The organism is Paenibacillus sp. FSL R7-0198 (assembly GCF_038000415.1).
GTDB lineage: Bacteria > Bacillota > Bacilli > Paenibacillales > Paenibacillaceae > Paenibacillus.
Map to the genome: position 1 here is coordinate 6,413,260 of NZ_JBBOCB010000001.1, position 12,323 is coordinate 6,425,582.

Annotated in this window: 12 protein-coding genes; 11 read left to right on the plus strand and 1 reads right to left on the minus strand. The window is 47.8% G+C overall.

The genetic code is table 11. From position 1 onward, the window contains the following. Positions 1-129: 129 nt before the first annotated feature. The 4 genes from MKY87_RS28340 to MKY87_RS28355 all read left to right on the plus strand — a co-directional run bounded on the left by MKY87_RS28340 (position 130) and on the right by MKY87_RS28355 (position 3,293). Entirely contained in the window at positions 130-1,260 is a 1,131-nt protein-coding gene (locus tag MKY87_RS28340; protein WP_091031500.1) for an NADH-dependent flavin oxidoreductase, read from the plus strand. Positions 1,261-1,397: 137 nt separating this feature from the next. Continuing rightward, complete coding sequence (locus MKY87_RS28345) at positions 1,398-2,165, plus strand: DeoR/GlpR family DNA-binding transcription regulator (RefSeq protein ID WP_339784261.1); 768 nt, start codon at positions 1,398-1,400, stop codon at positions 2,163-2,165. Between the two features lie 20 nt (positions 2,166-2,185). Continuing rightward, positions 2,186-2,644, plus strand: a complete 459-nt coding sequence (locus MKY87_RS28350) for an OsmC family protein (RefSeq protein WP_076216163.1) — start codon at positions 2,186-2,188, stop codon at positions 2,642-2,644. A gap of 58 nt (positions 2,645-2,702) precedes the next feature. Then, positions 2,703-3,293 carry a DUF2062 domain-containing protein gene (locus MKY87_RS28355; protein WP_340967122.1) on the plus strand — a complete coding sequence of 197 codons (591 nt, stop codon included), beginning with the start codon at positions 2,703-2,705 and terminating at the stop codon, positions 3,291-3,293. On the opposite strand, the gene MKY87_RS28360 is transcribed toward MKY87_RS28355, so the two are convergent. Beyond that, positions 3,271-4,200: an AEC family transporter gene (locus MKY87_RS28360; protein WP_133384446.1), complete on the minus strand. Its 930-nt coding sequence runs from the start codon at positions 4,198-4,200 to the stop codon at positions 3,271-3,273. The genes MKY87_RS28355 and MKY87_RS28360 overlap by 23 nt on opposite strands. Before the next feature lie 214 nt (positions 4,201-4,414). On the opposite strand from MKY87_RS28360, the gene MKY87_RS28365 reads away from it, so the two are divergent. From MKY87_RS28365 to MKY87_RS28395, 7 genes are all read left to right on the plus strand, one after another. Continuing rightward, positions 4,415-5,497 (plus strand): lactonase family protein, encoded by a 1,083-nt coding sequence (locus MKY87_RS28365; RefSeq protein WP_340967124.1) that lies wholly within the window; start codon positions 4,415-4,417, stop codon positions 5,495-5,497. A 374-nt stretch (positions 5,498-5,871) separates the two neighbouring features. After that, entirely contained in the window at positions 5,872-6,504 is a 633-nt protein-coding gene (hxlA, locus tag MKY87_RS28370; protein ID WP_036670570.1) for a 3-hexulose-6-phosphate synthase, read from the plus strand. Positions 6,505-6,508: 4 nt separating this feature from the next. Beyond that, a complete protein-coding gene (hxlB, locus tag MKY87_RS28375; RefSeq protein ID WP_340967126.1) occupies positions 6,509-7,072 on the plus strand; it encodes a 6-phospho-3-hexuloisomerase in 564 nt (187 codons plus the stop codon). 271 nt (positions 7,073-7,343) lie between these two features. After that, positions 7,344-7,703: a winged helix-turn-helix transcriptional regulator gene (locus tag MKY87_RS28380; RefSeq protein ID WP_036608849.1), complete on the plus strand. Its 360-nt coding sequence runs from the start codon at positions 7,344-7,346 to the stop codon at positions 7,701-7,703. A 462-nt stretch (positions 7,704-8,165) separates the two neighbouring features. Beyond that, positions 8,166-9,968, plus strand: a complete 1,803-nt coding sequence (pepF, locus tag MKY87_RS28385) for an oligoendopeptidase F (RefSeq protein WP_340967127.1) — start codon at positions 8,166-8,168, stop codon at positions 9,966-9,968. Between the two features lie 136 nt (positions 9,969-10,104). After that, positions 10,105-10,593, plus strand: coding sequence for a DUF2500 domain-containing protein (locus tag MKY87_RS28390; protein ID WP_340967128.1), 489 nt, complete (start codon positions 10,105-10,107; stop codon positions 10,591-10,593). Positions 10,594-10,829: 236 nt separating this feature from the next. Continuing rightward, positions 10,830-12,323, plus strand: coding sequence for a rhamnulokinase (locus tag MKY87_RS28395; protein ID WP_340967129.1), 1,494 nt, complete (start codon positions 10,830-10,832; stop codon positions 12,321-12,323).

Genomic DNA, 12,323 nt, shown 5'->3' on the forward strand with positions numbered 1-12,323 from the left:
CTCTTTTTTTCTTTCAGAAAATGAAAAGTTGCAATTGCAGTGAAACGTAACTATAATCATTACAGTAAGTGAACGCACATATCCATATATCTATTAAAAGAGATATTTATAATCAGGAGGGAACCACGAATGAATCCAAAGTTTAACCAGATGTTTGAACAAGTTTCACTGCCGACTGGTATTACACTGAAAAACCGTATCGTGCTCGCTCCCATGACTCATATGTCCTCGAATGCTGATGGTACGATATCTGACGCTGAACTTGCTTATTATGCACGTCGCACCGGTGGTGCTGGCATGTCGCTTACGGCTGTAGGGCATGTAACAGAGCATGGCATTGGTTTCCCAGCTCAGTTTGGCGTATATGATGATCGCTTCATTCCTGGCCTGAAACGATTGGCTGACACCATGAAACAACAGGGTTCCGTTGCCGTGTTGCAAATTTTCCATGCGGGCCGTCTGACACCTGAACAAGCTGTACCTGCGGGTCAAGTGGTTGCTCCTAGTGCGGTTGCGAGTGAGCGTCCAGGATCGCCTGAACCTAGAGAATTGACGGATGCCGAGATTACTTCCATTATTAAAGACTTCGGGGAAGCGACACGTCGTGCAATCGAAGCCGGATTTGATGGTGTTGAGATTCACGGTGCTAATGGTTATCTGATCCAGCAATTCTTCTCCCCTCATTCCAACCGACGTGAAGACCGTTGGGGCGGTAGCGTCGAGAAACGTCTTACTTTCCCGCTTGCTGTAGTGGATGAGATTCAGAAAGTTGTTGCCGAACATACCAAACTGCCGTTCATCATTGGATACCGTTTCTCCCCGGAGGAACCGGAAACACCGGGACTCACAATGGAAGATACGTATGCACTGGTGGATGCGCTTAAAGATAAAAACCTGGATTACCTGCACGTTTCCCTGAACGAATTCTGGTCCAAGCCAAGACGTGGCGAGGCAGATACACGTTCAAGAATGGAATTCATCCTGGATCGTGTGAACGGCAAATTGCCTGTGATTGGCGTAGGTTCGATTCATACGGCAGATCAGGCCGCTGAAGCGCTCCAAACGGGGGTACCTCTGCTGGCTATTGGACGTGAACTGATTATCGAGCCGGATTGGGTCGAGAAAATCGAGAGCGGACGTGAAGAAGATATCGAGACGATTCTGACCAAATCGGATCAGGAACGTCTGGTTATCCCTGACGGATTGTGGAATGCAATCATCCACACGCCAGGCTGGTTCCCTATGGCAGAAGATAAATAAGATACACTTCAGAACTGGAATGGAGGGGGCGAAAGCTCCCTCTTTTTGCACATGGTCCAGATTCTTCTTGTCATCGCTCTGTGGTATGATGGATGAACAGGATCAACTGGATAATCAACGGTTTGGAGTGAAGGAATATGCTCGTAGCTGAACGGTATGAGAAAATAGTGGAATGGGTGGATACGCAAGGCAGCATGCGTGTGACCGAACTTAGTGAGCGCTGCGGGGTGACGGAAGAGACGATTCGTCGTGATCTGGACAAGCTCGAACAGGCGGGCAGGCTCAGACGGTCCCATGGCGGGGCGGTCAGCGTAAAATACAAGGATGAGTTACAGTCGGAGATTCCGTATCCGGAACGGGCTGTAGCCCATGCAGAAGAGAAGCTCAGAATTGCAAGCGAAGCGGTGAAAATGGTGGAATCCGGCGACCGGATCGCCTTGGATGCAAGTACAACGGCGTGGTATATGGCGGCAGGATTGCCAAACATTCCACTGACGGTATTAACCAACTCGATTAAGGTCGCCGCTGAGCTGAGTAACAAGGAGCAGATTCGTGTGATTGCCACAGGTGGGCAATTGGCTTCGAAGTCACTGTCTTTTGTAGGACCACTGGCGGAACGTTCGCTTGATGCCTATCATGTGGATAAAGTATTCCTGTCTTGTAAAGGTGTACATCTGACCAAAGGTATCAGTGAATCCAATGAATTACAGGCTTTGGTGAAGCAGAAAATGATCCATATTGCGGATGAGGTCATTTTACTTGCAGATTCCAGCAAATTTAACATACAGGCGTTTACCAGAGTTGCTGAGATGAGCAGTGTGGGCAAAGTGATTACAGATCAGGGCGTAGATGAAGAGCACGTTAGCGCATTGATTGAGCAGAATATTACGTGTATACGTGTGTAAACAAGAAAGGAATGAATGTCATGAAACATCCTTTTCATCTGAAAGCGGTATGGAATGGTGGGCGTAACAGTGAGGGAACAATCGATGCAGGTGGGTTAAAAACGGTCATATCGATTCCGCAGGAGATGGGCGGACCCGGTACGGGAACTAACCCGGACGAGATGCTGCTGGGTGCAGCCTCCACTTGTTACCTGATCACGCTGGCAGCGATGCTGGAGCGTTCGGATATTACGCCGGATGAATTGACGCTTGAATCGGAAGCAACGGTAGATGTTACGAATAACGTATTTACGTACGAACGGATCGTACATAGACCCCGGATTGTACTCAGCCAAGATGCTTCAGAGGCGGATCTGACCAAGGCTGAGCGCTTGGCTCATAAGGCTGAATCTTCCTGTATGATCTCCCGAGCGGTGGCAGGTAATGTCCAGATGGAGACACAGCCGGTCATTGTTACTACAGGAGCTAACGCGGTGTGATATACTGAAGAATAGACAATTCAAATTGTCATTTGTGTAAAATAAGGAGTAATTCGGTATGAACACACAGAAGCGCAAGACTAACCGCTGGGCACGTTTAACACGTGCTATGAAGCTGAATTTTCTCAAATTGTTACGTGCTCCCGGAGGTGCCCATAAAGTATCTACCGGATTTGCCATAGGGTTCGGACTGGAACTGATCGTGATCTCGACCGCTTCCCTGATATATCTCGTATTTTATCCGATTGTGCGACTGTCTGGGGGTTCGGTGCCAGCAGCGATTGTTGGTAATGTGATCGGGAAACTTACGTTTTTACCTATTATTCTGATGCCACTCGCCAAACAAATTGGCTCATGGATATTGCCTGCTCACAGCATGGGACAGGGACTGGTACACGAGAGTGCATTCATGGAGCTGTTTCGCGGAAACTGGTCGGCCGTGAGTGAATTGTTGCTTGGTGGATTGGATATTCTGGCAGGCATGTCCGTATTTGGTGTCATTCTGGGTGTGGTTTCGTACTTTGTCGTAAAATTCTTCTACGTCAGAGCGCTCAACCGGCGTTATGAACGCCGGCTGGAGAAACGCCGACAAGCGGATAGCGCTTCGGTATCACCTCCGGTATTAATCAGGAAGCCATCACAATCATAATGGGCAGCATCAACATGGATGCAGCTGTGGTCCACAGAATGCAGCGGGATACAAACTGCGGAGAAGCATTGAACTGTTCAGCCAAAATAACGGCGTTCACTGCGGTCGGCATCGATGCCAGGATCAGCAGCACACTGAACAACGTACCTTCGACCTGAAGCGCGGTCAGTATCAGCCAGGACAGGATCGGCGCAGCTGCGAGACGGACTACAAGCCCGGTCCAGAAAGCTCGGCGTACATTGGGCAGCCAAGGTGCCGTTGCACCTTTTGGTCTGAGCATCTGTGCTCCCAGAATGGCGAGAACGACAGGAGAGTAGCCCGCAGCCAGCATGGAAATCCCTCCATCCAGCGCTTCAGGCAGGCTCAGATTGGACGCACGCAGCGCAATGGCGATGCCAGCAGCATAGATGGATGGCATGCGGAAAACGGATAGAATCGCATCTTTCACCGTGAATTCGGATCGCGCGGCAAAAAAGATACCTACCGTATTAACAATGATCATCTGTCCAATGACGTAGACGGAAGCCTTGTCCAGTCCAAGCTGACCAAAGGCAAGCAGTACAAGCGGGAGCCCGTAATTCACGCAGTTCGTAAACGTGGAGACGAGGGTGAGGCCCGCTTTTTCGCTTGCACCCAGACGGAAAACCCGGCTTAACAGCTCGGCGAGTGCCCACAGAGCAATCAGATTAATAATAGAGAACCAGAACGTGCTGGTGACGTCCGTCCAGGTAATCTCGGCATGCAGCAATGTATTGAAGATGAGCGCAGGGCTCAAAATATAAAGGGAAAAGGTCGAGAGCGACCGGGTATCCCAATTCTTGAAGCGTTTTAACAGAATACCTCCAATCACGGGAAGTGATATCGGCAGGAACACATGGTATAACGTGAGTAAAAATGAGTGAAGCAATGCAACTCAGTCCCTTCTGGATGAAAAACCTATCTTATCATAGCAGAAGATGCACCTCATATGAATGGATTTCAGTATGATGATGTGTAGTAATCGCCTTGCTTAACTAAGGATTTCCCTGATGTGCAGCGACAGCGGATTGCTATTTTGATATGGCAGATTTATTATAGAAGAGGTGCAACAAGATTACATACACATAGAGGAGGAAACTGTAATGAGTGAATCAAAACGCTTGCTCGTACTTGCTGGCTCTTACGCCGAAGCGGAAAATGAGGGCATTTATGCATATGAATTGAATGAGGATACAGGCAGCTTGTCCAAGCTTGACGGCATCGCGGGCGTGAAAAACCCAACGTTTGTCAACGTGGATGCTGAAGGAAACAAACTGTATGCGATTGGTGAAACAGCGTCAGCTGAAGGCAACAAAATGTCTGAAGCTGTAGCTCTGAGCATTGATCCTTCTACAGGAAAATTAACGTTGCTGAACCGGAATGACTCCATTTCAGCACCACCATGTCATATCCAGCGTGATCCTTCCGGCAAATACTTGATTCTCTCCAGCTACCACGGTGGTCTGGTAGGTCTGCAAGCCTTGACGGATAACGGTGAAGTTGGAGCGCTTCTGGACGAGAAGAAACATGAAGGACAAGGTGCGCATCCTGAGCGTCAGGACAAGCCACATGTTCACTCCGCATTCTTCAGCCCGGATGGTAAATACATGATGGTACAGGATCTGGGTGCGGATAAAATCGCGATTTATTCCATTGATGCAGACAAAAATGAACTTGTGCTGCACAGTGAAACCAAAACACATCCGGGAGCAGGCCCACGTCACTTGGCGTTCCACCCGAATGGTCAATTCGCCTATGTCATCAATGAAGTGGATTCTTCCATTACTTCGTTCAAATATGATGCAGCAGCGGGCACGTTGACTGAATTGTCTACTGTATCCACACTGCCTGATGGATATGATGGCAAAGAGAATACAACAGCTGAAATCACGGTTTCCAATGATGGACGTTATGTATATGGTTCTAACCGTGGACATGACAGCATCGTTGTATTTGCAGTAGATGCAGACAAAGGTCACCTGACACTGGTTGAGCATGTATCTGCTGAAGGTGAGCACCCGCGTCACTTTGCGCTGACACCTAACGGCAAATTGCTGATCGCAGCTAACCGCGATACCAACAACCTCGTGACATTCACGGTGGATCAGGAGAGCGGACGTCTGAAATACACTGGTCACAGCACAGGTGTATCCAAGCCGGTATGCGTGAAACCTGTATATCTGTAAAATGATAATTTTCTGAACAGCCCTGGCTGGATTGAAAATGATAAAGATAAAGACCCTGCCATGTGGCGGGGTCTTTTATATTGAATATCTAATGGGATGATTAGGCTGTTGTTCTGCTGTAGCGTGCGGATTGGAACACAGGATTAATCCTATATTTGATTCACCTAACAACGAATAATTACCAATAGTATCGCCCAGGTAACTACCCCACTTCAAAGTGCGTACTTCCTGAATGGATAGTCAGGGTCTACAATGAGTGAGTAGCCAAAACAAACACTGCATGCATCTGAACAGACAAATAGGTGCAAGCTAAATATCTAATTATTATTTTTACAGGAACGACTCATACTTGAACAACAAAGGAGAAATAAATGATGAAATTGCAATTGGCGCTCGACTTGGTAAATATCCCTGAAGGTATCGCACTGGTTAAAGAGGTTGAACAATATATTGATATCGTTGAGATTGGTACTCCAATCGTTATTAATGAAGGTTTGCACGCGGTAAAAGCGATGAAAGAAGCATTCCCTAATCTGCAAGTTCTTGCAGACCTTAAAATCATGGACGCTGGTGGTTATGAAATCATGAAAGCAGCTGAGGCTGGTGCGGATCTGATCACTGTGCTTGGGGCAACCAATGACAGTACGATCAAAGGTGCAGTAGCAGAAGCGAAAAAACAAAACAAACAAGTTCTTGTGGACATGATCAACGTGCCTAACCTTGAACAACGTGCTCGTGAGATTGATGCGCTTGGCGTAGATTACATCTGTGTACACACAGGTTATGACCTGCAAGCTGAAGGACAAAGCCCGTTCGAAGATCTGCAAACGATCAAAGCAGCTGTGAAAAATGCTAAAACTGCTGTTGCTGGTGGAATTAAACTGGAAACATTGCCAGAAGTAATCAAAGCACAACCGGATCTGGTTATTGTAGGCGGCGGTATCACAGGACAAGCAGACAAAGCGGCAGTTGCAGCTGAAATGCAACGTCTTGTTAAACAAGGGTAAGCAGATGAGCAAAACACAGTACGCAGCTGACATCTTGAAGGAGCTGGAACGTACGTTAAGCCAGATCGATGATGCAGAGATGCAAGCGATGGCTGAACACATTTTGGCTGCGGAACAGATTTTTGTAGCAGGAGCAGGCCGGTCAGGACTTATGGGAAAGGCTTTTGCCATGAGACTGATGCAGATGGGGCTTCGTGTATATGTGGTGGGCGAGACCGTAACACCTGGGATCAGCTCGAAGGATTTCCTCTTGCTGTGCTCTGGCTCAGGAGAGACAGGCAGTCTGGTAGCCATGGCTCAAAAGGCTAGTCAAGCTGGTGCATCTGTAGGTCTCATTACGATTAAGCCAGAGTCCACGATTGGGAAATTGGCGACTACGGTAGTGCGTCTCCCGGCTTCAGCCAAAGAGGACACAGCAACTTCCGGAGCGGCAGTAACCATTCAGCCGATGGGCTCGTTGTTTGAACAAGGACTGTTAATCGGTATGGATGCTCTCATCCTTACGATGATGGAAATGAAGGGGATGACCGGAGCGGATATGTTTGGCCGCCACGCGAACCTGGAATAGCGATTAGATGAAAGAAAGACCGGAATCCTTTGATTGCAAAGGGTTCTGGTCTTTTCTGCGATGCAAAGTCATTCATCTGTATAGATTTTATTCGTGATTTTCACTTAAACTTTGCATCCCGACCAGGCTGTAGTAGAATTAATAGATAGCTGTATCGAATGAATGTACTTATTACATCGTGCATGGAGCGGAAAGCTTACTTCGTGTAAAGTGTCCCCGTGATATGCGTAATATACGCGATATAAGATTGAAGATGAGGGGGCTCGGAGCCATGGCATCCGAAGTGAAGGAACGGATTAATCTGAAAGAAATCAACTGTGAGAAGGAACTGACCCTTGCGGTGATCGGTGGCAAATGGAAACTGATTATTTTGTGGCATTTGGGTCTGGAAGGCACCAAACGTTTCAGTGAGCTGAAACGCCTAATCCCTCATATTACCCAGAAGATGCTGACCAACCAGTTACGTGAGCTGGAGGAAGACAAGTTGATTGAGCGCAAGGTGTATGCAGAAGTCCCTCCACGTGTGGAATATACGTTGACAGATCACGGTCAGAGTCTGATGCCCGTGCTGCACGCAATGTATAACTGGGGTAAAAATTACGGTGAAAATGTAATCTGGAAAGAAAGCTAAATAAGTTATAGTTAGAACGACCGCTAGGTAAATGGATTCTTCCATTACCCGGCGGTTTTTTGATTTACTTTCAGACCATGGTCACATGAGCAAAAGTTTATACGAAACGTAGAGGACAGAAATAGCTTGAAGAAGCGAAGCTAAAAGCTTTCTGAAAGAAAGCTACATCGCAAGCACATACTGGCCTTTATCTTAGATACCCCTTTTGTATAGATGGAACTAAACATTCACACGAGAACGTAGAGGACAGAAAGAACCTGAAGAAGCGGAGCGGTCGCCTTTATCTCCGGATTTTCACCTTTGAAAAAGGGAATCAAAAAATCTGGGGATAAGAGCGATCGGAAGGTTGTTCTGTCATCGGAGTGGTAAGTGTGAATAATCTTTAGTCCAATCTATACTCCCTTGCACTGGAATATGATACGATGAGAGATATTGGAAATGCAAGGAGGATGACAACTAAAGATGGAAAAAATACGTACACGTGCTGAGGTAAACCCAGAAACCACTTGGGATCTGAAAGACTTGTTTGTAACCGATGTAGAGTGGGAGCAGGAGCTTCGATCACTTCCTCAGGCTGCTGCCCAGATCGAAAGGTTCAAAGGACATTTGGGCGAAGGAGCTGAACAATTGCTGGCTTGTCTGGATGCGCGCGAAGCTTTGCAGGAGCGGATCGCCAAGACGGCTTCTTATGCCCGCTTGAAGCAGTCAGAGGACAGCACCAATCCGGTGAATATTGAGAATTCAGCTAAAGCAGGAGATATCCTATCAAATCTGTCGTCATCCTTGTCTTTTGTCAATTCGGAGATCGTTGATCTGCCGGAGGGGACCGTTGAACGTTACCTTGAAGAACTTCCGGGATTGGAGCCGTATGCGCGCAGTTTGGAGCGTTTGATTCGAGAAAAAGCACATCGGCTCACGCCAGAGACCGAGAAGGTACTCGCTTCACTCGGAGAGGTACTGGATTCGCCATACCGTATCTATCTGCGCGGTAAACTGGCTGACATGACGTTTGACGATGCTCTTGATGGAGAGGACAATAATCGTCCACTGTCCTGGTCATTCTATGAAAATAATTATGAGATGTCGTCTGATACAAAGCTGCGCCGTTCTGCTTATGCTGCATTCAGCTCGACATTAAATGATTACAAAAATACGTTCGCAGAAGGTTATGCAACCGAAGTGAAGAAACAGGTTGTTTTATCCAGGCTGCGTGGTTACGACGATGTTACAGATATGCTTCTCAGCCCACAGCAAGTGAGCAAAGAGATGTACAATAATATTCTGGATATTATCCAGCAGGAACTCGCACCTCATATGCGCAGACTGGCAGCTCTTAAGAAACGTGAGCTGGGTCTGGACAAGCTAATGTTCTGTGATCTGAAGGCGCCGCTTGATCCTGAATTTAGCCCTGCCATTACATATGATGAGGCGTGCACACTCATTCGAGAAGCACTTGATGTGCTTGGGCCTGAGTACGGCGAGATCGTAGAGCGCGCATTCAGTGATCGCTGGGTGGATTACGCAGATAATGCAGGCAAATCCACAGGGGCATTTTGCTCCTCTATATATGGTTCACACTCCTATATCTTAATTTCATGGGCTAACAATATGCGTGGAGCATTTACACTTGCCCATGAAGTGGGGCATGCAGGCCACTTCATGCTTGCGGGATGTTACCAACGGCTCACGAATACACGGCCATCTCTTTATTTCATTGAGGCACCGTCGACCATGAATGAGATGCTGCTGGCAGACCATTTATTGAAGCGTTCCGATAATCCGAGAATGCGTCGCTGGGTCATTTTGCAACTGTTGAACACGTATTACCATAACTTCGTTACACATCTGCTGGAAGGTGAATTACAGCGCAGGGTGTATGCACGCGCAACCAATGATGAGCCCATTACGGCGAAGACGTTATGTCAGCTCAAAGGAGACATCCTTTCCGAATTCTGGGGACCTGATCTGGTAATTGATGAAGGGGCCAAGCTCACGTGGATGAGACAACCTCATTATTATATGGGACTATATCCGTATACCTATGCGGCAGGTCTGACGGCTTCCACCGCGGCTGCACAGCAGATTCGGGAAGAAGGACAGCCTGCGGTAGATCGCTGGCTTGATGCACTGAAAGCTGGTGGAAGTCTCACCCCACAGGAGTTAATGAAGCTTGCGGGTGTGGATATGTCCGGACCTGAGCCGATTCGCTCTGCGGTTGCTTATGTCGGCAGTCTGGTCGACGAACTTGAACGTCTGTATTCCTGATCTTGTTCATATAGTATACGGACAAGGCAGAACGGGTTGTCTGCATGCACCGCCTTCCTTGCGTGAGGGCGGTGCATCTTATTTTGCAAGGGGAAAGGAACGATGATGAATGGCGTTAACGAGCGTGTCCTCATCGATGGGCCGATTAAGCGTAGACGGCTTTGGTGTGTTTGACGACATGAATGGAGTACCAGGTTTTGAAGGCAATCAGGGTGGTTTTTTTTCGGGATTTAATGAGTTTGCAACAATGAATGCATTTGCTTCGATTTTCATTGGCGGCATATTTCTCATCATTGCGGGAGTTATTGTTTTTGTTATTATTTCAGGCATACGCTCAGGGATGTCAAATAACGCAGCAGCCTTGTTAACCCTGCACTCAACGGTGGTGGCCAAACGAACGGAAGTCTCAGGTGGAAGCGGCGATAGCAGTGCAACTACCCGGTATTATGTTACATTTGAATTCGACAATGGGGAGCGCACTGAACTAATTGTTGGCGGAAACCATTATGGCATGATGGTGGAAAATGATCGAGGGATGCTGACGTATCAGGGGACACGATTCAAGCATTTTGAGAGAGATGTACAGCCCCAGTCGGGGGTAAGCAAAGGTCAATTTTATACGTAAAAAAAGAACTGCGGCTCCTCCCAGGCGGGAGAGAGTCGTTTTTGGTATAGACAAAAGAAAGAAAAACCGAAGGGTATTCAAACGCTTACAATGGTGATATACTCGTAAAATAAAGTAAAACAGTATTAAACAAAAACAAACAAACAATAAATACAGAATAAAGTACAGGGTTACGGACTGAATTCAAGAGATGCCGTTTGGAAAATAGGATGGGTTCGAAAGGTTGGTGAAGCGCGGTGAGTGTGCTGGCTTATGATTTGGGCGCTGGGAGCGGGAGAGCGCTACTGGGACATCTGAATGATCGTGGGATCGAAACAAGCGAAATTCATCGGTTCAAGAATGAACCGGTGAAGGTAGGCGAGCGGATGCACTGGGATATTCTGCGATTACATCATGAATTGTTGCAAGGGCTTACTCTTGTAAAACAGCAGGGGGAAAAGCCGGAGAGCCTGGGGATCGATTCCTGGGGCGTTGATTTTGGTTTGCTTGGCAGTAATGGTGAGTTGCTAGGTAACCCGTATCATTACCGTGATACACAGTTTAACGGCATGATGGATCAGGTACGCCAAGAGCTGACCTCTCAGCGGATCTTCGAACGTACAGGGATTCAGTTTCTTAGCTTTAATACCTTGTATCAATTGGCAACGCTTCAACGCAGCGGTTCCCCGTTACTTCATGAAGCAGAGCGTTTTCTCATGATTCCGGATTTGCTACGTTATTTCCTGACAGGGGAAGCGGTGAATGAGTTCACGAATGCAACCACAACACAATTATACAATCCATCAGCAGGGCAGTGGGATAGTGAGTTGCTGACGCATATTCGTATTTCGGAGAAACTGTTTGGTGAAGCCGTGCTGCCAGGTACCCGTGTTGGACAATTGCGAAGCAGTATCTGTAACGATCTGGGATTGTCCCCGATCCCCGTGATCGCTGTTGCGGAGCATGATACGGGTTCAGCCGTTGTGGCTGTTCCTGCAACGGAACGTTCATTTGCTTATCTGAGCTGTGGAACCTGGTCCCTGATGGGTACGGAGATAGATCATCCTGCGATAAGTAGCCAAAGTCTGGCTTTGAACTTCACGAACGAAGGCGGGGCGGGGGGAACATTCCGTCTGCTGAAGAACATCATGGGACTATGGATTTTGCAGGAAAGTATGCGGGAGTGGGATCGTCAGGGGCAGGGAATTAGCTACGATGCGTTGTTGGCGCAGGCGGAACAGGCAGCTCCATTTGCCAGTTTGTTTGATCCGGATGATGAACTGTTCATGCCAGCAGGAGATATGACGACCCGCATCCGCCAGTATTGTCGTGATACAGGGCAAGTGGTGCCAGAGGATCAGGGCGCTATTGCCCGGGCAATTCTGGAGAGTCTGGCATTGAAGTATAAAAGAGTTCTGGAATGGACGGAGCAATTGTCGGGTCAGACGTTCAACGGATTGCATATGGTCGGTGGAGGCATCCAGAACCGCCTGTTATGTCAGTGGACTGCAAATTCCATTGGCAAACCGGTATGGGCGGGACCGGCAGAGGGAAGTGCCATCGGGAATATGGCTGTGCAATGGATGGCAAGCGGAGCTTTTAAGGATATCTGGGAAGCCCGTAAGGCCATTCGTGATTCATTTCCGGTAACTGCGTATGAGCCGCAGGACAGGTCAATCTGGGAAGATGCTTACGGCAGATTTCTGCGTGTGACGGCTTCATCTAATTCACAAGCGGGGAGTGAGGTGTAA